The organism is Methanocorpusculum sp. (assembly GCF_030655665.1).
In the GTDB taxonomy this organism is placed as follows: domain Archaea; phylum Halobacteriota; class Methanomicrobia; order Methanomicrobiales; family Methanocorpusculaceae; genus Methanocorpusculum.
On record NZ_JAUSPQ010000010.1, the window covers coordinates 15285 to 39376 of the forward strand.

At 49.5% G+C, this 24092-nt stretch carries 22 protein-coding genes and 1 tRNA gene; 9 read left to right on the forward strand and 14 right to left on the reverse strand.

Features of this window, described 5'->3' with window-relative positions; genetic code table 11:
* Positions 1-2: 2 nt before the first annotated feature.
* Positions 3-185: a hypothetical protein gene (locus Q7J08_RS08730; protein WP_304911310.1), complete on the reverse strand. Its 183-nt coding sequence runs from the start codon at positions 183-185 to the stop codon at positions 3-5.
* Positions 186-439: 254 nt separating this feature from the next.
* Here Q7J08_RS08730 and Q7J08_RS08735 point away from each other — a divergent pair.
* Positions 440-511, forward strand: a tRNA-Arg gene (locus Q7J08_RS08735).
* Positions 512-850: 339 nt separating this feature from the next.
* Here Q7J08_RS08735 and Q7J08_RS08740 read toward each other — a convergent pair.
* Together Q7J08_RS08740 and Q7J08_RS08745 are read right to left on the reverse strand one after the other, a co-directional pair.
* Positions 851-1744 carry an A/G-specific adenine glycosylase gene (locus Q7J08_RS08740; RefSeq protein WP_304911311.1) on the reverse strand — a complete coding sequence of 298 codons (894 nt, stop codon included), beginning with the start codon at positions 1742-1744 and terminating at the stop codon, positions 851-853.
* Between the two features lie 2 nt (positions 1745-1746).
* On the reverse strand, positions 1747-2748 hold the full coding sequence (locus Q7J08_RS08745; RefSeq protein ID WP_304911312.1) for a phosphate uptake regulator PhoU: 1002 nt from the start codon (positions 2746-2748) through the stop codon (positions 1747-1749).
* A gap of 129 nt (positions 2749-2877) precedes the next feature.
* Between Q7J08_RS08745 and Q7J08_RS08750 the strand changes: the two genes are divergently transcribed.
* Genes Q7J08_RS08750 through Q7J08_RS08770 form a run of 5 tightly spaced genes read left to right on the forward strand, consistent with a single transcriptional unit; the run spans position 2878 to position 8220 of the window.
* Positions 2878-3735: a phosphate ABC transporter substrate-binding protein gene (locus tag Q7J08_RS08750; RefSeq protein WP_304911313.1), complete on the forward strand. Its 858-nt coding sequence runs from the start codon at positions 2878-2880 to the stop codon at positions 3733-3735.
* A complete protein-coding gene (pstA, locus tag Q7J08_RS08755) occupies positions 3732-5615 on the forward strand; it encodes a phosphate ABC transporter permease PstA (RefSeq protein ID WP_304911314.1) in 1884 nt (627 codons plus the stop codon). The genes Q7J08_RS08750 and pstA overlap by 4 nt, the downstream gene beginning before the upstream one ends.
* A complete protein-coding gene (pstB, locus tag Q7J08_RS08760; protein ID WP_304911315.1) occupies positions 5612-6361 on the forward strand; it encodes a phosphate ABC transporter ATP-binding protein PstB in 750 nt (249 codons plus the stop codon). Before pstA ends, pstB begins: the two co-directional genes overlap by 4 nt.
* The gene (gene phoU, locus Q7J08_RS08765; protein ID WP_304911316.1) at positions 6358-7014 is read left to right on the forward strand and encodes a phosphate signaling complex protein PhoU; all 657 of its coding nucleotides are present in this window, start codon (positions 6358-6360) and stop codon (positions 7012-7014) included. The genes pstB and phoU overlap by 4 nt, the downstream gene beginning before the upstream one ends.
* Positions 7015-7065: 51 nt before the next feature.
* The gene (locus Q7J08_RS08770) at positions 7066-8220 is read left to right on the forward strand and encodes a DUF362 domain-containing protein (protein WP_304911317.1); all 1155 of its coding nucleotides are present in this window, start codon (positions 7066-7068) and stop codon (positions 8218-8220) included.
* A gap of 22 nt (positions 8221-8242) precedes the next feature.
* On the opposite strand, the gene Q7J08_RS08775 is transcribed toward Q7J08_RS08770, so the two are convergent.
* The 10 genes from Q7J08_RS08775 to Q7J08_RS08820 all read right to left on the reverse strand — a co-directional run bounded on the left by Q7J08_RS08775 (position 8243) and on the right by Q7J08_RS08820 (position 18459).
* Positions 8243-9166 carry a cation diffusion facilitator family transporter gene (locus tag Q7J08_RS08775; RefSeq protein ID WP_304911318.1) on the reverse strand — a complete coding sequence of 308 codons (924 nt, stop codon included), beginning with the start codon at positions 9164-9166 and terminating at the stop codon, positions 8243-8245.
* A 734-nt stretch (positions 9167-9900) separates the two neighbouring features.
* A complete protein-coding gene (locus Q7J08_RS08780) occupies positions 9901-10677 on the reverse strand; it encodes a hypothetical protein (RefSeq protein WP_304911319.1) in 777 nt (258 codons plus the stop codon).
* Positions 10674-11108 (reverse strand): hypothetical protein, encoded by a 435-nt coding sequence (locus tag Q7J08_RS08785; protein WP_304911320.1) that lies wholly within the window; start codon positions 11106-11108, stop codon positions 10674-10676. Before Q7J08_RS08785 ends, Q7J08_RS08780 begins: the two co-directional genes overlap by 4 nt.
* Entirely contained in the window at positions 11108-12370 is a 1263-nt protein-coding gene (locus Q7J08_RS08790) for a DUF58 domain-containing protein (protein ID WP_304911321.1), read from the reverse strand. The genes Q7J08_RS08785 and Q7J08_RS08790 overlap by 1 nt, the downstream gene beginning before the upstream one ends.
* Before the next feature lie 3 nt (positions 12371-12373).
* A complete protein-coding gene (locus Q7J08_RS08795) occupies positions 12374-13339 on the reverse strand; it encodes a MoxR family ATPase (RefSeq protein ID WP_304911322.1) in 966 nt (321 codons plus the stop codon).
* Positions 13336-14184 (reverse strand): DUF4350 domain-containing protein, encoded by an 849-nt coding sequence (locus Q7J08_RS08800; RefSeq protein WP_304911323.1) that lies wholly within the window; start codon positions 14182-14184, stop codon positions 13336-13338. The genes Q7J08_RS08795 and Q7J08_RS08800 overlap by 4 nt, the downstream gene beginning before the upstream one ends.
* A complete protein-coding gene (locus Q7J08_RS08805; protein WP_304911324.1) occupies positions 14181-15686 on the reverse strand; it encodes a hypothetical protein in 1506 nt (501 codons plus the stop codon). Before Q7J08_RS08805 ends, Q7J08_RS08800 begins: the two co-directional genes overlap by 4 nt.
* A 51-nt stretch (positions 15687-15737) precedes the next feature.
* Positions 15738-17453, reverse strand: a complete 1716-nt coding sequence (locus tag Q7J08_RS08810) for a DUF4129 domain-containing protein (protein ID WP_304911325.1) — start codon at positions 17451-17453, stop codon at positions 15738-15740.
* Positions 17450-17716, reverse strand: coding sequence for a hypothetical protein (locus Q7J08_RS08815; protein WP_304911326.1), 267 nt, complete (start codon positions 17714-17716; stop codon positions 17450-17452). Before Q7J08_RS08815 ends, Q7J08_RS08810 begins: the two co-directional genes overlap by 4 nt.
* 494 nt (positions 17717-18210) lie before the next feature.
* Entirely contained in the window at positions 18211-18459 is a 249-nt protein-coding gene (locus Q7J08_RS08820) for a hypothetical protein (protein WP_304911327.1), read from the reverse strand.
* Between the two features lie 1079 nt (positions 18460-19538).
* On the opposite strand from Q7J08_RS08820, the gene Q7J08_RS08825 reads away from it, so the two are divergent.
* A complete protein-coding gene (locus tag Q7J08_RS08825; RefSeq protein WP_304911328.1) occupies positions 19539-22037 on the forward strand; it encodes an SIR2 family protein in 2499 nt (832 codons plus the stop codon).
* Positions 22038-22209: 172 nt separating this feature from the next.
* Complete coding sequence (locus tag Q7J08_RS08830) at positions 22210-22392, forward strand: hypothetical protein (protein ID WP_304911329.1); 183 nt, start codon at positions 22210-22212, stop codon at positions 22390-22392.
* A 62-nt stretch (positions 22393-22454) separates the two neighbouring features.
* Here the strand turns inward: Q7J08_RS08830 and Q7J08_RS08835 are convergent, their stop codons facing one another.
* Positions 22455-22853, reverse strand: a complete 399-nt coding sequence (locus Q7J08_RS08835; protein WP_304911330.1) for a hypothetical protein — start codon at positions 22851-22853, stop codon at positions 22455-22457.
* A 155-nt stretch (positions 22854-23008) separates the two neighbouring features.
* Between Q7J08_RS08835 and Q7J08_RS08840 the strand changes: the two genes are divergently transcribed.
* Positions 23009-23848 carry a hypothetical protein gene (locus Q7J08_RS08840; RefSeq protein WP_304911331.1) on the forward strand — a complete coding sequence of 280 codons (840 nt, stop codon included), beginning with the start codon at positions 23009-23011 and terminating at the stop codon, positions 23846-23848.
* The last annotated feature ends 244 nt before the right edge of the window (positions 23849-24092 follow it).

The window sequence follows — 24092 nt, forward strand, 5'->3', positions numbered from 1 at the left end:
GTCTATTTGTTGAAGAGAAGGAGTGCTACACCATAAAGGGATACGCCAATGGAGAGCATCAGGATCGCGGACTCCGGCTGGATCTTCTGCATGAGGGATAGGACAAAGACCGCGACACCCATGGCAAGACCAATGGCTGTGCAGATGAGTTTCGGGTGATTGACCGGTACATTTTCCTGTGTCATGGATATTCATATGTCCCTTCTTCCATATGAAAAGAGCGGGGTGTTTTTGCATGCCCGCGATATGTCCGACCTCCGCTGAATCGGGTGTCTCTGCGCTCTCAGGTTTGGAGCGGGTTTTTGGCGTGAATACGACGGGCTGTACGATACACATAGGCAGATAATCCCCGGAAGAGTCTGACATTCTCCCGATTGAAACGGTGGCTTTATAACTTCCGAGAGGCTATTTAGTAGAGCACTTAGTGTGCAAAAGTCAAGTCCCGGTAGGGTAGAGGATATCCTAGAAGCCTGCGGAGCTTTTGACCGGGGTTCAAGTCCCCGCCGGGACGTATCAGCCGATCCATCGGGGATCGGCAGCGTCCATTTTTTGTAGATTATTTTTGTTTCGTGTACACTCTGATGTTATGATTTATCATGCTCTCGGCACCGAATCGGATCGATGCAGGCTAGAGAGCTGATTAAAAGGCGTTCGATTTTGCAGAAACCTGAATTTGACCGTTGACAAATATACTTCTCCCACATCTCATTCCTTTTTCTGAATAATGGTAATTTATTCTAAAAAGTAAGTGACTCACGAGAGCGTTTATCAAGGCTTATGAAAAATGATCAGGGATACTCATTATGTGATATTACCACTAACTGTCAATTTCAGGCTGAAAAAAATACGTTCAGCCCTGATGGGTATTGCTTTCATCCAGCGATCGACCGGACAAGCGGTATTGATGTTCAGATTCCCTGACGAAAAAAGCCTCATCCGCCATTTTATCCATGATTCGCCGGACACGCACCGGGTCCTCGTTCATCTCCGTTGCAAAAACATCCGGGCTCCCACATTTTCGTTCGAGCATTTTTTTCAAAACATTGCCGCGGATCTTCCGGTCTGAGCCTTCGAAGGTCTTCTGTTTCGTGTACTGGCGGCTCCGCTGATTCGGATTTTTTACGGATGCCTTCAGTGCCGTTCCAAGATCCATCAAAGCCCAGTACCACTCCCGGGAGTTTGCCGGGAGCATGGCTGAGATGAGCGGAAGAAGCTCGCAGTCATCAACGATTCCGCCTTCTTCGAAAAAATAATGGATGAATACTCTCCTGATGTTTGTCTCGATGAATACGACCGGTCGGTTGAAGGCAAACGCCGCGATCGAGCAGGATGTGGCAGGCCCTATTCCCGGAAGCGTCCTGAGGATCATCGGATCATCCGGGATCTTCCCGCCGTACTCATCCACGATAACGCCCGCAAGTTTTTTGAGGCTGAGAGCACGGCGGTTGTACCCCATCCCCTGCCATGCGGCGAGAAGATCTGCCTGCTCTGCCTTCGCGAGAGCATAGATGTCGGGAAACGTTTCGATGAACTTCGGATAGATCACCGCGACCCGCGGGACCTGGGTCTGCTGAAGCATAACTTCGGAGACCAGGATCCTGTACGGGTCATCGGTGTGCCGCCATTCCATGTCATGCCGACCCTTTGCAGCGTAAAACTCCAGAACATGATGCTGAAAATCTGCAATAAGCGAGGGGGTGATCCCCTCTTCCCTAAACCGGGTCCGAATCTCGGAGACAAGCATCTTTACTGTGAGACCATACGGTTGATCAGGATCTCGGCGATATCAGAACTGTACTCGGTGATCCTGTGAAGACTCTGAGCGATCTGGGTCACGGCGACCGCCTCGGGGACCCGCATCTTGCGGATCGAATCTGCAAGACCATGATACTTTGGTCCCATATCCTCCACCTCGGTGATGATCTTATTTGCCCCGGGAATGCTGCCGGAGTATATGGCCTGTATACTTTTATTGAAGATATCCAGTGAAAACTCGCTCAGCTCGGTCAGTTTCATAACGAGCATCCGGTCGATCCCTTTTTCGATGAGGACTGCAGCCGCCTCGGCGATGAGAACCGTGTGGTCGCCGACACGTTCGATGATCCGGGAGATCTGATAATAGGTCGCGGCGATGCCTGGCGTGATCCCCATCTTCAGAGAAAGCGACGGGTTTTCCACGATCAGGGAAAACTGGCGGTGGACCAGCCAGTGAAGACGGTCGACATCCGTGTCCCTCGCGATGACGTCTTCGGCGAGATCGAGTCGTCCCTGTTCAAGAGCGTTGAGTGCATCTTCATGCATGCCTTTCACGATCACATACATCCGGCGGATGGTGTTCTCAAAAGGCATCTCGGTGGGGTTCAGGATGTCTTTGAGAACGATACTGTTGTCCGTCTCCTCCGAGACCTCCTGGCCGATCGTCATCTGCGTGAATTTCCGGACTGCCATCCGAACCTTCGGCGGGATCCTGCCGGCAGATGTGATCTTTATTGTTGTAAATCCGGAGATATATGCGCCGATCAGTGAACGCAGAAGCGTCGTCGGGTCGGGATAATCCTTGAGTCCAAACTCTTTTGTCCTTGCCGTGCTGTCATAATGCAGATTCGGCGTGATAAGCAGGGTGCCGTCGGCCTGAGACACTACGCCCAGGGGATCATTCTTCTGAATATTTCTCTCACGGATCCATCCCTTTGGGAGAGATAGTACATAAGATGATCCGCCTGTCATCTGAACTTTCCGGATTTCCATTCAGTATATATTCACCTGCACAGTATTTAATCTCTGCGAAAATCTATAGAGATATCATATATCTATTGGAATTATGGGGAGATATAGATAAATCATAATATCCACAATCTATGTCGAATATTACTATACATGACCATCTCCAATTCAGTTATGGTTATGAACAGAAAAACCATGAGTATTGTTGGAGTAGCAGCAGTCATTTTCGCTGTATTCCTTGTATTCGCCTCCGGCTGTGTGAGCCAAGGCGAAGAAGCAGAAACTATCACCCTTGCGGGATCTACGACCGTTCTACCGGTCGCTCAGACCGTTGCAGAAATTTACATGGACGAGCACGCGACTGCCGACATTCAGGTCAGCGGCGGAGGTTCCAGCGTTGGTGTAACTGCAGTAAAAGAAGGAACTGCCGATATCGGCATGCTCTCGCGTGAACTCAAAGATTCTGAAAAAGAAGGCAGCAATCTGGAAGAATTCGTCATCGCAAAAGACGGGATCGCCCTGATCGCCTACCCGTCGAACACGGTTTCGGATCTGACCCTTGCACAGATCAAAGACATTTATCAGGGAAAGATCACGAACTGGAAAGAACTCGGCGGAGCTGATATGAAAATCGTCCTGATCGGTCGTGACAGTGCATCCGGCACCCGGGAATTCTTTACCGAGTTCGTCCTGAAAAAGGAAGATGCAGCAAGCACTATGCAGGAATACAGTTCAAACGGAGCTGTGCAGCAGGCTGTAGCCCAGACACCTGGTGCGATAGGCTATGTGTCTCTCGAATTCGTTGATGATTCCGTCAAAGCCTTTACACTTTCCGGCATTGCACCAACGGTCGAAAACGTCATCAACAACACCTATGGACTCAACCGTCCTCTTCTGATGATCACGGACGGTGAGCCCACAGGACTTGCAAAGAAGTTCCTCGACTTCATTCTCTCGGATGAAGGTCAGAACATCATCGCAGAAAACGGTTTTGTTCCGGTTAATGTATGAACACCCACCTAATGTCGGGATGGAAAGAGACAGGTATCAAATCAGTGTGGCTGGCAACCGCACTGATCGCCGCCTCAGCGGTGGTGTTCATTTTAGGATACCTTGTTCTTACCTCCCTCCCGATCTTTTTTGAAACAGGCGTCTCCGGATTTCTCTTTAATACAGTCTGGAACCCAACTGGGGTTGTCCCGTCTTACGGAATCGCCACTCTTCTGATCGACACACTTCTGGTAACGTTTGGGGCAATGATTTTTGCCGTGCCTCTTGGTATCATCTGTGCCGTTTTTCTTGCATACCTCGCTCCTCAAAAGGTTCGCGACATCGTCAAGCCGGCGATCGAACTGCTGGCGGGGATCCCGTCGGTTGTCTACGGATTTTTCGGGATGGTCGTTCTCTGCAGTCTCCTGCAGAACGTTCTGGATATCCCGAGCGGATTTTCCTGGCTTGCCGCCTCGATCCTTCTCGGGATCATGGCACTGCCGACGATCGTATCCGTGTCCGAGGATGCACTCTATGTCGTGCCGAAGGATTACACAGAAGCGTCGCTCGGTCTTGGAGCAACCAAATGGCAAACCATTTCCCGTGTCCTGATCCCGGCGGCCGCATCAGGTATTTCGGCAGCCGTCATTCTCGGGATGGGTCGTGCGATCGGCGAAACGATGGCCGTCATGATGGTCGCGGGAAACGCGGCAGTGATCCCGTCGCCGATCTGGGATGTGCTCTCGCCTGTCCGAACACTGACGGCAACGCTTGGTATCGAGCTCGCTGAAGTCGCGTCGGGCTCGATGCATTATTATGCTCTCTTCGGGGTCGCCGCGGTACTCCTTGCGATCACGCTTGTGATCAATCTCATTTCGGTCAGGATCACGAAAAAGATCCAGAGCGGCGGGTCGGTCTTCAGCATGCCTGCACAGATCAAAAAGATCCTCAAGCTCTGCGGGGTGATATTTGCGGTCTGCATCTTGATGTATGCAATAGGGATCGTTCCAACGCTCATTCTTACGGCCATTGTTTTTGGACTGTTTTTCCTTCGGAGGATCATGTCCCACAGATCGATCGAGCGGACAGCGTTTGGGATAATTTATGCAGGAACGTTTCTCGTTATCGGGATACTTTTCGTCATTCTTGCAAACATTTTCATCAACGGGATCCCGGCGATCTCCTGGGAATTTTTAACGACCGCTCCACGTAATATGGGACTTGAAGGGGGGATCTTCCCTGCGATCATCGGGACACTCCAGCTGGTCGGCGGGGCGATCCTTCTCGCTCTCCCGATCGGGATAGGGTCCGCGATCTATCTGCATGAATACTCCCGGGACAATGTCGCGACACGTCTTCTCCGGACGGGTAACGATCTGCTTTCCGGGACGCCGTCAATCGTTTTCGGGGTGTTCGGGTTCGCCTTCCTTGTTATTTTCCTTGGATGGGGTGTCTGTATGCTTGCAGGTATGATCTGTCTCGCGCTGATGGTCCTCCCGACAATCATTAAAACCACGGAAGAAGCCCTCAGATCCGTTCCCAACTCGCTCCGTGAAGCGTCGCTCGGACTTGGTGCTACCAAATGGCAGACACTCAAAAAAGTAGTTTTGCCGTCGGCCGCCCCGGGGATCCTAACCGGAACGATCCTTTCGATCGGAAGAGCCGCGGGAGAAACTGCTCCGATCATGTTTACCGCGGTGGTATTTTCCAAACGGTTCATCAGCATGGATCTTTTCGATCCGGTGATGGCCTTACCGTTTCACCTGTATGTCCTTTCGACAAGTGTCCCGGGGTCAGAGACCCAGCAATATGGGACCGCGGTCGTACTCATATCCCTTGTAATGGCGATCTACCTCGTTGCGATCGTGATCAGAAAACGTTTCCAGAAGAGATTACTATGACCTCCATTCTATCAACAAAAAACCTGAACCTCTCCTACGGATCGAAACAGGTCCTCTACGACATCAATCTGCCGTTCGAGGAGAAGTCCGTTACCGCACTGATCGGCCCGTCCGGCTGTGGGAAGTCGACCCTTCTCCGGTGTATGAACCGGATGAACGATCTGATCCCTGACTGTAAAATAACCGGAGATATTTTGTATCGGGGAGAGAACATAACAAAATGCGACCCTGTCCTCCTCCGGCGAAAAATCGGGATGGTTTTCCAGCGGCCGAATCCGTTTCCGAAATCCATCTACGACAACATCGCCTACGGTCCTCGTGCCCATGGTACGAAGGATGTGAAAATCCTTGACGACATCGTTGAAAACAGTCTCAAAGGGGCTGTTCTTTGGGATGAAGTTAAGGATCGTCTGCATGAGTCGGCGCTTGGTCTCTCCGGCGGCCAGCAGCAGAGGTTATGCATCGCACGAACACTTGCCGTGAATCCTGACGTGATCCTGATGGATGAGCCGTGTTCGGCCCTTGATCCGATCGCTACGACAAAGATAGAGCAGCTGATCCTGGATCTCAAAAAGAATTACACCGTGATTATCGTGACCCATAATATGCAGCAGGCTGCACGGATCAGTGACATCACCGGGTTCATGTACCTGGGTAAACTGATCGAGACGGGAAAGACCGAGCTGATCTTTTCCAACCCTCAGGAAGAGCTAACTGAACGCTACATCACCGGGAGATTTGGATGAACGATTACTTCCATTTAGAACTCGATGCCTACAAAAACGAAGTGAACTGGTACGGGCGTTTTTCCCTCGCCCTGCTGAAAAACTCGCTTCTGGCATTTGAGTCGACCGATCTCATGATCGCCGCGGATATCATCCGGCAAAAAGAGTATGTGAACAATCAGTATGAGATCCTGAATGAACGGGGTATCCTGCTGATAGCTCTGAACCAGCCGATGGCAAAGGATCTTCGAACGATCTCGAGTTGTATGGACATCGTGACCTCCTCTGAGCGGGTCGGCCGCTACGCAAAGGACATCACCGAACTTGTCGTAGCGAGCATCCCGGAAGAGATCCCGCCTGATCTCCACAAAGAGGGCGAGGCAGCGATCTCGATCCTTGATGCCGTTTATACCGCGTTCGAGTCGGGAGATGCCTCCAGAATGAACGGATGTGCACAAATCGAGGAGGAGATCGATACGCTGTATGCCGCTCTCTATAAAGAGATCGTCACGGCGATGGAAGAGGGCAGCATGACGATCCCATTCGGGAGCGCCTGCCATATGGTGAACCGGTATCTGGAACGCTGCGGGGATCATGCCTGCAGAATGGCAGAGAAGGTGTATTATATGCAGACCGGCAAACGCGTGCCTCTCGAAGAGATCAGCGAGGAATGATCTCATTAAATATCCTTTTTACTGCTGCCGTGTAATAGAAGTAATAATTCAATGAACCAGATAACCGGATCTGCAAAATGCAGTTCATATGACCGGGAAGAGGTCTGCCGGGCGGTAGAGAACGCAATCGAAGCTGCCGGCGGACTCCCGGATCTCGCAGGAAAAAGGGTACTTCTCAAACCGAATCTCCTCTCGGATGCCGGGTATGAGAAAGCGGTGAGTACGCATCCGGAAGTACTCTATGCAGTTGGTAAACTGGTTATCGAAGCCGGCGGCACCCTCTTGATCGCGGACAGTCCCGGGGCAGGAATATTATATACGCCCCGCGTGATGAAACGCGTGTATCAGAAATGCGGGATCACGCAGGTCGCCGGTGATCTGGGTATCACTCTTTCATATGATACCGGGTTTCAGGAGCGTCCGTTTCCAGACGGGCAGGTGATGAAGCATTTCACGGTCATCGATCCTGCATGCGACGCTGATGTCATCATCTCGGTCTGCAAGTTAAAGACGCACATGTTCACCCAGTTTTCTGGAGCGGTCAAGAATACCTTCGGCGTTGTGCCCGGCCTCGACAAGCCGGTGTTTCATTCCCGATTTCCGGATCCGGCAGATTTTTCCGGGATGCTTGTTGACTTAAACGAACTGGTGAGACCGGAGTTTGTTGTCATGGATGCGGTCATTGGGATGGAAGGGAGCGGCCCGATGAGCGGCGTGCCGCGAAACGTCGGTTACATCCTCGCATCAAAGTCAGTGTACGGGTTGGATGTTACCGCCCAGCGATTGGTCTCTATGGATCCGTTACGGATCCCAACGACCGCTGCCGCGGCTGCCCGCGGGCTGGTCGATCCCGACTGCGTAGCGACTGCCGGCGATTCGGTCATTCCGCTTACCGATTTTGTGTATCCATCGACGTATTATACTCCGTCAAAGAGCACCTGGTTTCGAAAAAATGTGCTTCGCAGGTTCCAGACTATGGGGAAATATTATGCCCCGGCGCCTGTCGTGAAGAAGAATAGTTGCGTCGGCTGCGGGCAGTGCGTGAGGATATGTCCTGTTGGGGCCGCTGTGATGAAAGGACAAAAAGCGTCGTTCGATCATAGAAAATGCATACGGTGCTACTGCTGCCATGAAATGTGTCAGTACCATGCGATCAAAATGAAAAGAAGTGCTGCAGGAAGATTCCTGCATATGTTTTTACGGTGAGTCGGCGGGCCCCGCCGATCTCTCACGTTTTTCTGCGGCAGAAGAACGTGCATGTGTCACGATTACATCTGCCGTCGCAGGGATCCAGGTGAACGATGACCGTGACCCGGGGTATCTCTGCTTTCAGTTCATCTTCGACCTCCTGCAAAACCTTGTGGGCTTCTGAAAGAGGGGTTGCATGGGGCATCATGAGATGGAACTCGACGAATTTGTCGGGCCCTGCTTTTCGTGTTTTGAGACTGTGATAATTGGTATAGGCGTTTTGATGTCTGCAGATGATATCACATATCTTTTCCACATCTTTTTTATCGAGGCTTTGATCCATAAGATCGCTGAATGAGCGTTTGATGAGGGAGAATGCTTCACGCAGGATAAGCAGTGCAACGAGTATGGCGATGACCGAGTCGAGGAATCTGAGTCCGGTTATTTGAATCAGAATAAGCCCGGCAACAACTCCGACAGAGGTGAACACATCGGTCCTCAGGTGCCAGGCGTCACTTTCGAGGGCAATGGAATCGGTGGCTTTTGCCACTTTCATCAGTTTTTGCGATACAATGAAGTTCAGGCAGGCAGAAACTCCCATCACGATCATACCGATGAAGAGAAGATTCGTTGAAAGGGTATCGCCGCCGTAGATCAGTTTGTTCACAGCTTCCCAGATGATGATGCCTGCAGCAAGGATGATGAGCAGTGCCTCGATGAGACCCGATGCATCTTCATATTTTCCGTGACCGAATGCGTGATCGGTGTCTGGAGGCAGAGCGGATTTTCTGACAGAGAAGTAGGCGATAAAGGAGGCGAACAGGTCCATTCCTGAGTGGATAGCCTCAGAGATTATACTCACGGAACCTATACTTAGGCCGGCGATGAGCTTTGCTATAGTTAGAAAGGCATTTGAGAGTATGGAAAGACGTGCAACGTTTTGTTTGGCGGTATCTTCGGACACGATTTACTGTAGTATTGTTGAACGGAAGTACCCAAAAGGTATTCGTACGGCATGTGAAAAATTATGTCCCACGTGCGCTGAAAATATGCATATATCGGTACTATCATCAGCACCCAAAATTATTTAAACAGGAGTTACGCGGTGTTGGTGTGGCTCCGATTTGGGAAGGAGTTTGTTGGGTGTGGATAGATGAGAAAAACCAACCGCGAATCGGCGCGAATCCCGCAAGCCTTTGGCTTGCTCCCAGAATCGGATTTGCTAATCCTCACTTGAACACGGCGGGCATCTCGCAAGTCTATCGACTTGCTCAGCTAAGATCGTCCGCTTTCAGCGTCCAATCCGCTATCGCCGCGCCGGTTCATCCCTCATCGGGAACGTTCGGGCAAATCCTGTCGCCGCCCCAGCGGCTCCCGATAATAAGTTCACCTCCTCTTTTCCATGAAAAAATTCTCCAGATATTTCTCTCACAGGAGGCGCTGGGGCGCCGAAAGGATTTGCCCGAACGCTCCCGATGAGGGGCGAGCAAGACAGCGAAGCTGGATTGCGAGAGTGAGGAATAGCAAATCCGATTCGCTCGCCCGCAGGGCGGATTTGCGCCGATTCGCGGTTGATTTTTTTATGTTTCTACACTAAGTTTTACACGAAATCGAAGTACATCTCACAAGTACATCCGTTTTTCGGTTAATATTCCACCGCGTAAGTCCTATGTAAAAAAAAGTATTCTTCTGCTCTGCTCACTTCGCCGGAAGAAGTGCAAAGGAAACGGTCAGGGTGGAACCGTTGAGGACAGCGCTCGTGCTTTCCACATCACGGCCTGCTCCCTCGGCAAGTATTGCCGCCATAAGCGAACAGATTGGGCAGCCGACCATGGTGCAGCATTTTGGAGACTGGGCCTGCAGGGCGAGACAGGTTTTTTTCATTGCAAACCCGTCAAGAGTTATTATCACTGATTTGTCGGTCGTTGCAACGGTGACCTTTTCTGCAAGTGAAAGCGTATCGTTCATCACTTCAGAGATGCAGGTACCAAGCTGGGAGACATCGCCGGTAGGAACGACGAGAGCGTCGTCTGATTTCAGTTGACGCATCAGGGGTCCCGCCATGGCATGATATTGGACTCCGTTCCAGCCGCCTGCCGAGACAAACGTTACATCCTTTGAAAGCTCCGGGACCCGTCCCCCGGTGACCGGATTGATCTGGACATACTCACCTGAAGGCAGGAGGCGGTGGATGGTATTGCTCGTGACACCCAGATCCGCGAGGATCGCGGCAAGGTTGATCGTTCCGGCGATCGGCAGTGTTTCGGTAAGTTTTGCCGGGAGAGGGCGCCGGTCGGCGAGGGTCAGCAGAAGGATACCCGTGATCAAGAGCATGAACCCTGCAAGGAGAAGAAGGGCGCTGGTCATATCGCCGCGGTTAGTGAAGATATATGCCGTAAAGGTCAGGACGGCAGCGAGAAACAGTACGGTCGGTGCGAAGTATACCGATGTTATCAGTGATGGTTTGAGTTTCATTTGTTTGTTCCCTCAACTTCTTTTTTCAGACGATATTCTCTGACGAAAAGGATATAGATGACCGCGAGAGTGAAGAGGACCGCGGTCAGGACAGGAGCGGCGACCGAGAGCTGGAGCGCGAAGATGCCGCCCGCGATCCCTGCTGCGGCTGCCGCAAGAAGCATGCGGAGCCCGGTTTTCACGCCGGATGCGGCGAGGAGGGTCATAACGACGCAGAAGATCAAAAGACCTGCGGCTGCCGGGTGACCTGCAGTCAAAACGAGCGGGAATCCCGTTGCTGAGAGGAACAGGATGCGCTTTTCCAGCGGAAGCGGGATGAAGGTGCAGAGAACGAAGGCCGCACCGATAATGCCCGCAATGATCCGCTGGTCGTTTGAGGCGCCGGCGACGGCGATGACTGCCGTGATGATCGCGGGGATCTTAATGTTCATCAGATCATCTCCACGACATCTGCTCCGGCAAGGGTAAAGGCGTTACGGATCTCCGCTTCACGCGGAGTGCCGGCGGAGCCGACGACAAAAACCGTTGCATGCCGTTCATTCTTGTGTGTCTCATGTATGAGGTAGGTCATATGACTCAGGTCTCCGTGTGCCGCTGTGACATAGGTGATATGCGTTTCATTTTCGAGAGAAGCTGAGATGTTTCGAACGGTGCGTTCAAAGTCGGTCGGGTATCGGCCGGCATACAGCCGGATAAGTCCCTCGATGCGGCGCTCCTGATCTGACAACTGATGACCGCGCTCTGTGCTTCTTCTGATAACGGAGGGGTGACGCAGCCTGTACAGATATTCGGGCGCATAGATGGTCCCAGCCTCTTTAAGCATCGCGATGATCTTGTCGCTCTCTCCGGAGCGGATCGTGTCGAGATACATGGCGCCCGAAATGAAGATCACCGGATACTCCTCACCAGTTTTGAGGTTTTCCAGAACGCCGACGACCGTTTCGGCAAAATGCAGGCAGAGCTCCTCTGAAGCGCCCCTTTGAGGAAGATCGATAAGGAGAGCAGGAAGACCGCCGGATGCATCCATTCTCAGCCGGACATACAGCTCCTGATGTTTTCCTGAGAGTTTCCAGTCGAGATCCCGGATACTGTCCCCCTCGGAGTAGGGGCGCATGGTCCTGGTGTCGAATCCTGCGATGAGGGCGGGGCGGTCATACTCCTGTGCACTCCACCCGGCCCCGTGACCGACGGCATGATGGGTCGCAGCGATGCCGGTCGGATACATAGTGAGCTTCGGCTGCTCTGCGTCACGTCCGACAAGGAGCGTGCTCATGAAAAACATATCGCTGCAGGTGATCCGGACCCCCTGGAAAAAGGAGTCGCCGATCACCGGGAGGTTGAGCGAGTAAGATGCCCGGCCTTCGGTGAACCGGGGAGAGCCTGCAGTGAGAACGGCCCCTGCCGGGAACACGTCTTCGAACGAAGCGGTCAGATGTTTTGTGACGGCAGTTATCGAGGATCTGATGTTGACGATGGAGCTCTGATGCAGGATGGTTTTGTCAGCATCACGGGTGACGGAGAGGGAGACGGCAAGGCCGCGAAGTTCGGTCTGGAAGATGAACGCCCGGACTGCAAGAAAGACCAGGATCCCAAGTCCCGCAGCTGCAGCTTCTCCAGCGTTCATCATCCATGCATAGACAAAACAGACCAGGCAAAAAAGCAGGAGGAAGCCGGTCAGCAGTGTGGGACGCATGGATCATCTCACCGGGACGGTCCCAAGGATCTCAGCAATTATCTTCTCGATCGATACTCCGCCGAGTGCCGATTCGCGTTTGAGGATGATGCGGTGAGCGAATGCAAAAGGAGCGATATATTTGACATCGTCGGGAATAACGTAGTCACGACCATAGATCGCGGCACATGCCATTGCGCTCCGCAGGAGAGCAAGGGATCCACGCGTGCTGATGCCGAGCCTGACATCATTGTGGTGTCTGGTGGCTTCGACGAGATCGCCAATGTAGGAGAGGATGTCGTCGCTTGCATAGATTGATCTGACCGTCTCCTGCATTTTCAGGATCTCGGTCGGGTCACTGATGAGTGGGGCATCGAATATGTAGGTATTTAAATCGAGACCGCTGCCCATACCTTTTCTGAGAACGGAGACTTCGTCCTCGACATCCAGGTGTTTGATCCGGTAACTGAGGGTGAACCGGTCCTTCTGCGACTCGATGAGGTTGAAAGTACCTTCCATCTCATACGGGTTCTGGGTCGCGATGACAATGAACGGTTCTGGGAGGTGGATGGTTTTATTGTCGATCGTTACCTGACGTTCGGCGAGGGCTTCAAGGAGAGCACCCTGCGCCTTGGGCGTCATCCGGTTGATCTCGTCAACGAGGAAGAGATTGGAGAAGACGGGACCTTCCGAGAAGGTGAAGGTATTCTTGTCCTGATGATACTTTTGGACGCCGATAACGTCCATTGGAAGGATATCGACCGCACCCTGCAGGCGGCCGAATTTGCCGCCGATGTTCTGCGCAAAGAATTTACACAGCGTGGTCTTTGCAGTTCCCGGGACCCCTTCCATGAGAAGAGCGCCATCACTGAGAAATGCAATGGTCAGAAGATCCATCAGGTCGTCATACCCGATGATGCATTGATGCAGTCGTTCCTTCAGCTGTTCATGAAATGTGTGTATGTTATTAAGGTTCTGCGCGTCTGTCATTGATGGAGTCTCCGTATGCCGATCACGGCTGCAAGGATGAAAAGAATGGTTATGAGGATGGTCCCAAGAGCAGGGTATCTGTGCATCGTCTGAAGAAGAGGACAGAGTCCGCCGCCAGAGGTCGTTGCAGAGTTGGTCTGGTCAATTATGAGGTCCTCCTCGAGAAGGGCATTGATGACCTGCATATTTTCGGTGTTTGTACGCACAAGCATACTGTTGATGAAGACCGAGGGATCAGCAATGACAATGACACGACCATTACCTATATTTTCTGATGCGATAAGGGAATAAACTTTCAGTGATTCGTTGCTGTCAGGGATGTTGTTTGCATTGGTGTCTATCCATGAGAGATAGGATGTTGCGGCGATGATGTCGCCGCCGGTGAGGTAGCCGGGGTAGTTGAAAGTGAGTGTCGTGACATTGGATCCAAAAAGGTCACCAACGACCGTCCCTCGGAAAATTCCCATGTCTTTGTACTCCATGCTGGTGGACCGGACCTGTTCATTATGGACACGGATGGAACTCGCTATCTGTTCAAGGAAGATGTTGGCATTTCCGCTTTGGTCGGCAATAATGACGGTGTTGCCCTGATAGATGTAGTCTGCAAGGCCGGTAAAGTCAGTGCCGGGTGCGATGATCAGGAGCGTGCCGCCCGACTCCGCAGAGCGGAGATCATCATAGCTGTAAACAAATTTTTCATCGGCTGCCAGTCCGAAGAAGTCGGAGGTGCCGTTCCAGTTGATGTTGTACCGGCTGTATTCGTCGTCGGTCGTGGCAAACTGTGCGGTCACTATCAGTCCGGCAACGAGAAGGAGGAGGAGGGCTATGATGACTCGTTTTTTCATGCGTTTTCTTTCAGGATCCGGGTCGCAAGCTCAGTGAGGCGTGCGGTGTCTTCAGGTGTGGAGCGGGGGGAGTAGCGTACCTTTTCGTAGAGGGTGACATACTCAAGGAGCAGGGGGTCCGGATTTTTCTTGTCAATGAGGTCCCGGGGTGAGAGGGCTTCGCTTTTCATGATGCCGCGATTTTTGGCGATGGCCGATGCAATGAGTTTGTACTGCCCGGCCGGGCCGGCATCTGAGGGCAGGCTGACAGGTTGTTGCGGTTCAGCAGGCTTTACCGAAGGTTCAGGTGAACGAACAGGTTCAGGAGCCAGGACGGGTTTTTCCAAAACTGCCTCAGGTTCTTTCCTGAATGCCGGGACTGCAACGAATTCCTCTTTTTCCCAGTTCATTGGGGAGACCTGGTCTGCCGACCCAGAAGATGTAACGTTCAGCGGGTCGTTTTTGACGCCGGTACTTTTTTCGCGGCTGCTGCGTTTTTTGATGACGAAGATGCCTGCTCCGATGCCTGCTGCGCAAACGATGACGATGACCAGAATGATCATACCTGCGCCATTATCTCCTTCAGGAGCCTGCGTCCCGGTTGGGATGATGACCTCAGGTGTCGGGGCCGTTTCCGTTTCGGTCGGCTGGACCGGGGTTGCGGTGGCGACGGTCTCTGTCGCGGTCGGCGACTCGGTTGGAATAAGCGTTTCCGGAGCAGGGAGATCAGCTATCTGCACATTCAGCGATTCGATTGCTGTTGCGGCGCGGGTTATCTCGGCAGAGATCATAGCGGGATCCCCGCCGCTCTCCAAGGCATCGACCGACGTCTGGAGGCCGGTTATGATGACGGTGAGGTCGTCGGTGATCGTGAGCGGGACCGCATCGGCGATGAGCTCGTCTCTGATGAGGATAAGTTCATCGATATGCGTTTGAAGCTGGTCACGGGTCACGGATAGATCCTGGGCACCTCCAACAAGGGAAGCGGTCGCAGTTTCCAGTGAAGCTGATATATTTGTAAGATCAGTGAGGCTCTGCTCAAGGATGAGGATATCGGAGCTGAAGGATTCCTGGTCGTTTTTTGCCCATGCAAGCGTTGAAGCGAGATGATCTTTGACTGCAGTAAGATCGGTATGTGCCGTCTGCAGGGTCGAAAGAACGGAAGCTTTGTCGGCATCAGGATAGAGAAGCTCGGAACCTGCAGTCTCCAGACTGTTTTTTATCCTGATGAGATCCTGGACATCGGCGGATGCAAGTGGAGTTCCCGAGAGTGCAGTCTGTGCGGCGTCAAGATCGACCGCGATCGTCAGAATTTCGGCACTTGATGCTGCGGGCGTCCCGGCGATCATAGCCTTAGCCGTCAAGTTCAGATCATCGGCGACGGCAGAAAGCTGCTCTTCGATGCCGGCATATGGACCGATTCCGGCGGTCACATTCTCAATTGGTTCATCGGCCATTGCATAACCGCATATCCCTCCCGCGAGGAGAAGTGTCAGGATCAGCAGCATAACTGCAGGTTTCATATCGAGCCCCCGCTCATCGGCTCAGGAAGATGTGTCAGGATCAGTGTGGATTCATTTTTCATAATAGCCCTCGATTATCTGTTTGGAGAGGATTTCCAGACGCTGTATCTGGTCCGGACCCGCCGAAACATTCGCATAATGAAGATACTCATATGTTGTTATAAACTCTTGGATTTTCTCTGCCGGGGAAGGAATCGCTGCTAAGAGTTCTCTGGGGGTGAAGACCGCGACGTTTTCGATTTTGGCGACGGCCGCAAGGACGGCAGCGGTCTTTTTGTAGATGCGGCGGAGCCGATCCGGGTCGGTGTCCTCTTTTTTGAAGATGCGGGTGCGGATTTTTTCAACGGTGCTCGGAGCCGCCGGCTTATTTCCAAGGATCAGGGGCGGAGCTTCGCCGGGAACCGCTTTGGGTTTTCGATTTCTCACAAAGCGGATGATCAGGACGAGGAAAACACCGCCGGCGACGACGAGAAGGATGTAGTAGATCGTCGGATCTAGGATCATAACAGGATACAGGTCGCTCATGCTCTCGTCAAGCGGGAACGACGCGTCGTCGAAGACGGCGTAGAAGGCATAGCCTCCGTCGATCAGCTCCGCAGACACGTTCCAGATGCCGTTTGTATTAGTGATGCCTGTTCCGATGTTGATGTGATCTTCGGAGTAGACAGTGACGGGTGCTCCGACGACCGGGATGTCGTCTTCGGTTCGAAGAGAACCGTAGAGGGTGAGCAGGCGGTGTACTTCGCCGGCGGTCTGGTCAGCTTTGAGGATGGTAACGACCGAGGGCTTCGAAAGGATGGTGATGTAGACCGGCTTTGAGGTGATACCGCCTGACTGAACAGTGACCGCATGGATGCCTTCGGAGATCTGCCCGACGGTGAGTCGTTTAGCATAGCCTCCGGTGGTGTCAGTTGATACAGTCCCCCAGTGCGTTGTGTCCCAGTAGATGTCAAGGGAGGGGCGGGTATTTCTCGCGATACCTGACACTGTGATGGTGTCGCCGTAGGAGGCGATGCCCGGATCAACGGAGAGAGTGATGGAACCGGAGGTGTCTGTTGTGGTGCCTGAGGTGTCAGTGATGATAATGTTCCCTTCTGCATCAGTCGTGACGGTGATCTTTCCCGAGGTGGCAGCGGTGATGACCTGATTGAGCAGCGGTATGGATGCCTGAAGCTGGGTCGCGTCTAATCCATAGTATGCGGCGATCTGCAGCATGATCTCGGCAGACCCGGCATAGTTCTGAGCAGTTAAGGCGAGTTCATTGTTGATGAGTGTTGACTCGGCTGCGAGCTGATACAGTCCTGCGGTGTTTCCTTCGGATGCATACTGCTGTTTGAGATCTTCGATCACATCAAGGCGAACCGAGTCTTCCTGGACGATCTGGATGGAGGTGCCGAGGGCGGATGATTCCTTGCGGTACTGATTGATGTCGGTCTGTGTCAGCTTGATCTTGCCGACGTTGGTGCCGAGCCGGCTGACGGTGTTTTGATACGCGGCGAGATAGCGTGCGGCATACTCGGGGTCATTGAGATAGAGCTGGTAGATCGCGTCATAAGAAAGACCTATGATGTCTACCATGAGAGGAAGGATGGTCTCTGCCTCTTCGGTGGTCATGACGGCGATCGTGGATGGGTCAGCGTGGTCGGAGGTGTTGGTGTTTCCCTCGGCTGAGTAGAGAAGCGTGCCGCTCCCTGCAAGCAGCACTATCAGCAGGACAGCGGCAATGACGGCAAGTAATGCGACCGCTGCAGCGGGAGTCGGTTTCATTTTGCAATGATCTCCACGATTTTGATGATGATGATGACTGCAAAGATGCCGACACCGGCGATGCCGATCAGGCGCTGCCAGCGTGCGCTTTTGGGCCGCAGTGTCGTTACCACAAGGAATTCGGTTATGATCAAAAAGCCGATGAGCCAGAGAACGAAGAAGATCTCGATATTGATGGTCCGGGCGAGGATCATGATCGCAACAACTGTGCCCATCCATGCAAGGAGGAGGAGCGCTGCGGTCTGAGTCTTCGCGGGAGCCATGGGTAGTTAAGTGGTTTTGTTTTGGAGAGGGTAATAGGTTTTGGTTCGCGGGTCGGACGCGAAGCGGCCGACCTTAGCTGAGGCGGGCTGACCCGTAGGGGCGGCCTCAGCTGAGCAAGGCTTTGCCTTGCGACCAAACCATAGGTTTGCGATTAAGCGAGTGAAACGAAGCGGAGAGCCAGCCAAAGGTTGGCGAACATCCGAGGGCTGTTAGCCCGACGCGGTGGAGTATCCTATTTCCGAGACCCATACACGTTTCCAGGTAGTTCATCTTCATCTGCAGCAGAACATACCATATCTGAAATGAGTGATTGCCATGAGAATGAAGACCGAGCAGGGAGTGAGAATGGGAGATAAAAAAAAGAGTTGGTTTGGTGGGTTTAGAGGGATTTAGTTTAGAGTGGACACATGAGATGGGTAATAGATGTTCGATACCTCCACTTTCAGGTCACCGAGCACAAACCCAAAGTGGAGGGGGGCCGGTTTCCCGGCCCTCACTTTCTTTCCATTTTCCGGCGCTCTTCCTCCAGTTCCTCTTCATGCCATTTGTTCATTTCCCGGTTGATGATCCGGCGCTGGAGTTCGGCGGGTTTGATGCCCTCTTTTTTTGCACGGAGATAGAACCACTGCTTCTTTTTCATCGGGAGCCGTGTGGTGATCTGTCCATTGTATTCGACGGGCGTTTCCATGATGACCTGTTTCATTTTGAGACAGATCCGGGTACTTGGTTCTTCATTGACCATGTTATGTCCTTGTGGTGTTCTCTTTGGAACAATGCCTGCGTAAGGCAGGTTATTCAATGTCGATTCATGCCGATTGACCCAGCGGCATGCCTTTTTTGTCGAGAGAGGGACAGAGTACCCTCTTCGTGTTTTCCGTTGACCGGCACGATTCCCGCGCCGGCATGTTCATTCAGGGAATGAAAAAAGGCTTCAGGGTTCACCCGTGGCAGAGGGATTAGTATGCGTGATACCTGACTCCATGCTCCTAGCAGCTTGCCGTCCCGCAGGACTCGTGCTCCGGGCTAGCCCCTGCCTTTTTTCATTTACCTGATGTTGTTAATACTTAGTTGGTTTTTTAGATATTTAATGGTTATTTTTTGCGTATTACGATAATTTTATGAGTATTTGTCTGTTTTAGTGTTGAGATTCGTTCTAAGAGGTTATAAACCCCAGACCGCGCGGTGCGATAATGCCCCCTGGTGTGTTTGAGAAGGGGTGCTCAGTGAATGGGAAGGGGGTTAAGCATTGTTGCAAATCTAGTTTTGGTATTTAAGATTTTTGGTTTTTTGGGAGTGGTGTTTTTTGGGGGGTCATTTCGTGTTGGAAGGGGGAGCGTGGTGGACGCGCAAGAGGTATGACGAGAAAAAGAGCGGGTCGAGGGGTGATGTGGCGAAGCGGTAGTGATCATGGGCGATGCGGAGTGGATGTTCTTGGTGGGTGAGGAGGTGGGATGCATGTGGATACAAAATACATCTCATATCTCCCAATCCTATTTTTGATACTGGGGTGCGGAGCGGCCCGCGGTGGAGTATCCTATTTGTTGGGGCCCCTATACGTTTCAAAGTAGTTTGTCAGAAGCGAAGAATTCAGATAGAACTTCCTTTCAAAATACATCCCTAATTACCTATTATATTTTCTTGATCTGGGTTGAACCCGGGTGCGGGGAGGTGACAGCAGATTGGACACGGAGCGGCCCATAGTGGAAATATCCTGTTTTCGGAGTTCATTGAGAGGTTAAGTTGGTTCATCTGTGGTTAAATATCCCTACTGATAAGAACTGTGCGTAAAGTATATGGTTTTTAATCTCATCTATTTTGATTATGAGTGATATTGAATTGAAAACATTATATGCTGAAATTCGGCAAAAAATATGTCCTGAGAATTATGCTACCCGGACAGAAAACCCAATCGTATTTTTGGTTGGTGCAGGGATTTCCGTTAATCCTCCCTGTAATTTATCTATCTTTCCTCAGATGGAGTGTATCTCTAAGCTCTCATCACTGCAGCAAATTAGTGGTGATCTTATCATTAACCGGGTAAGACCGGAATTCTTTTTTCAGATTCTGCAACATCATCAAGGTCAAGAGCGGGGGTTTCTGCCCTTACGCGTACTGGATACACATTATGCAAAACAGAGGGGTTGTATTATCTGCCCAAATGCGATTCATTATTTCCTTGCACATATGCTTTCACTGGGACATATTGTTGTCTCCACTAATTTTGATGGGCTTATTGAAGATGCATATTATAATTTAAATGGGAAAGCGTTAATAAATGATAGCTGTCTCATATATGATAATGAATTAGACAGGATAAGCAAAAAACCTCAAGATGCAAATGGGTGTCTAATTAAAATTCATGGCTCGTTTTATCGTCCGGATGGTGCAGATACAAAAGATTCAATCGTCACTTTGCTTTCCCAGCATATGAGTAATGCCGTAGAACACAAGATCAATGTCATCCATGTTCTCAGAAAATATGATTGGATCGTTTTAGGGCACAGTCTAAGGGATGAGTATGATATATACAAGGTTCTTTCTTCAACACCGGATCAGTTTACAAACGGGATATACTGGATAAAGCATAATTCTGATCTGAATTTTTCAGGGATGATCACAAAAGGGGCATCGGTATTTTTATCGAAATGGAATGCACAACCACCTGCCACTCAGTCCTGGAAAGATGTGTCTGCTAATAATATGTATAAGATTCTCCATGCGTATGGAGATAAAAGTGTTTTGCTGGAAATCAATACAATGAAATTTATAGAAAATTTATGGAAATGTATTGGTCTTCAGTCCGATTCTAATTGTACGAATCTGAGCGATGATAACCAAACAATGTTTGCTCCCTGCATATCTCACCCGGACTCACACCGATTATGTATGGATATGAACCAAGGTTGTGATACGAGGCTGAATATTCAGAATTATACGAAGTCTATCATTGATGAGTGGTATTCATCCTTAACTAAAGTTGAAGAATTGAATATTTCTGCAGAAATACTACAATATTGTAACAAATCTGAATATGATATTGCGGCATGCAATCTTCAAAAGAGAGCAATAAATTTGGAGTTCATAGACTCGGATCAAAGATTACGTAACGCTAGACTGGATATATGTGATGCGAAATGTGCGTATAAGTGCGGGCAGCGACATTTCCAGCCATCTCTTATTAATGAAGGTATAGAGAAAGCAAAAAATTCTTTAGACGTATTTATTAAACAGGGAAACTTGGATGAATCTATATATACACGAAGTGTCCTTGCGAATCTCTATCGATTGAATGGTAACTTAGATCTGGCATTTAAACAGGAATCTATTGCAATTCAGGAATGTATTCAGTTGCTGAATGTAAAACCTGAGACTGTTGACGATCTTGCTGAATCACTGAGGCATCTTGCACTTACGGTTATGACTGCACTTCCGGATATTCCTCCTTTAACAGATTTATCACAAAAGAAGGAATTAACCGGATTGCTGGAGGCCTGCAGTAATCTTTGTTTACTGAGTCTTACCATCTATGGAATGAGGGGAAACCAGAGGGGAGAACGCGGCTCGAATCAGACCAGTAATGTTCTGGGATTGATCTATCTTCGGATGGGGGAGTATCAGAAAGCAAATGACTGTTTTAGTATACATTGCAACGATGCAAATGCATCCAGATTTATCAGAGAAAGTCACCAGGGTTATCGGAATTTGGGATTGAGCCAGTTGGCTTTGGCGCAGGAAATGACCTCTGACAAGCAGCTTCATTGTAAATACTGTAATGAGGCAATATCAAGTTTTACCAACTGTCTTCGTTGTCTGGATATTCGTCCTGAAAATGCTGATATCCAGTTCCAATGGAAGGATAAATCTCTTCAACTGAATTCTCTGTACAATTATTTCAAGTGTCTTGTGCTATGTTGCGGTCCTAAAGATGTGATTGCAAGAGTTTCATCCTGGCTTAAAGAGTATACGGATGAGGTGAAACTTCAACAGATTATTCCAAAAGATACCTGGCATGAGCAGTGCAGGCTTCTCTCAATTCTGTGTTTGGCTGAAGATGATGAATCAACGGCACAATATTACGCGGAAAAGGTGTCTGAAATTTATCGTTTAAAATGGGATGAAATGTTGAAACACAAGTTCGGCAGACAAAATTATCAGGAGAGTCGAAAATTAATCCAACTGCGGAATCTGACGGGTTTTGATTACGAATCATTGAAAAACGTTGACGTTGTCTGGTCTGGGTCTTTTGATGTCTCTAAGATAACAACTGAGCTTAATGATGTCTACAGGAAAGTTTCAGATTATTTAGATACAATACGTTAATCGTGATACGCTTGTATTGTATAGGAACGATATTTTGATAGGCCGATGACGGGGAAGATGATGTTATAGGTTTCGGATGAGGCGGCTTCACCATGATCAACATAAGTGGATTATGTTATTCTGCCGGCGTGCGCTTTTTGATCAAAGTATCCTTTCGACATAGAACGTGATTATGATCAGAAAACTGATGAGCCAGAACAGAAAGAATATCCCGATATTTTTGATTCATACAAGGTTCAAGATTGCGGCTACTGTTCTCATCTATGCGTGGAAACGGACCGCGGACATGAGGCAGGGGGCATTCACAGGAAGGGGGGAAGGGAAAGAGAAGGAGCTGGAGATGCGGGGTCCTTGAGTACCAAGATAGGCATTTTGATGGTGTGGTGTTGTAACGAACACGACTTGTCCAGTCCATGTTTACTTTTGCGTATTGAAACTTGCAGCGGGAAAATATTCTGTCCCGCAGTCCAGAGATGAGGAAAACACTATTTTCACCGAGGATTTCCAGAAGGCGGTAACGTATTCTTTCTTTGAATGAAGGGAGGTTGCGTCATTCTCTGGTTTCAGGGTGCATGAATCAATCGTGAGCACATTTGATGCTGAAGTTGTCGGTGATTTTGTATGTACAGCATGGATTTTGATCGATGTGCAGATATCAATTCCTTTCTTTTTCAGCAGGGAGAAGAGGGATGGGAGGTGAAGAGAGGTGAATATTTTTTCGCTGAGGGAGAGAGGTGCAATTGGGGTAGTTTTGATAGTGTCAAAGTCAGGTAATATAATAGCCCGTAGCAAGCCTTTATTGTCTATACCATTCATTAAAATTTATGAAACTACGGATGATTAATTGTGCGCTTCTTAAGAGGATACTACGTTATAACCATATTTCAGTCTCCGAAGCAATAATCGCACTAATCATCTGTATTGTGAGTTCAATCTTATTAAGTATAATTTCATCGATAATTAGTTTATTAATGGAGAATAAATCTGAAAAATTAGTTATATTCATATTGATTTCGATTATAATTTTCTTACTACTTGCTCTTTATGTTCTGAAACTTGGAAAATTAGGTGAGCCTATATTATACATAGATAATACCCCCATTATCTCAACTCTTAGTTATTTAGTTTTTAGTAAGGAACGAAAAGACTTCAATACTTTTGCAATTTCTGATCTTACGATTACTTTTAACTTGGATAAACCATTCTCTGTAAATAATAACCGACAGTATAAAGAGTCCATAACCTACCAGTTTGCCGGTAGGAATAATTCGTCTAAATCTATAGATGAGATGATATTTTATTTGATCTCTCCTTTATGTGAAGGATTTGATACCTTAGATTATAAAATCAGTAAGCCAACTAATTCATTTATACCGGAGCGTGTTCCCGCTTCCTATACTATAATTACAATGAAGAAAACAATCTTGAAAGTAGGCATTCCATTTAATGATGTTTTGAAGTCTGGAGAGTCATTAGCTCCTACCGAGACATTTAAGTTCGATTTTATTCGAGAAGAGACAACAGACAAACCAAGTTTCAATGGGTATTTATACTGCATTGATCCAAAGAATTACTCAAAACACACTGAAAATTTGACGATTATTATCCACATATATGACGAAAAATATGAATATACTCCAGTTAATATATATGAATTTGATCGTTTTGATGGAAGACATAAACTTCTTAAACAAGGGACACTGCATTGGGACGCCGATAATGCATGTTGTTCATTTGTGTATCAGCCCCACATGATAAATCCATATGTATTTTACGGATTTATGGTGAAAAAACAGCATTCTATTATATAATTATTATCTCAATGAGTCAATATCAAGGTAACCCCTCATTTTTATGTAAACTTTTATGAGACTCGTGATGTTATCCTGCAGCTTTTCTTTCAGGCTACAACAAACCTATGCTGGTGTAATCTGAATTTGACAGTTAGTGGAAATGCCACATAATGAATGCCCCTGAGCATTTTTCAAAAGCCATGATAAACTCTCTCGCGAGTCACTTACTTTTCAGAATAAATCTTCAATGTATCACATATTT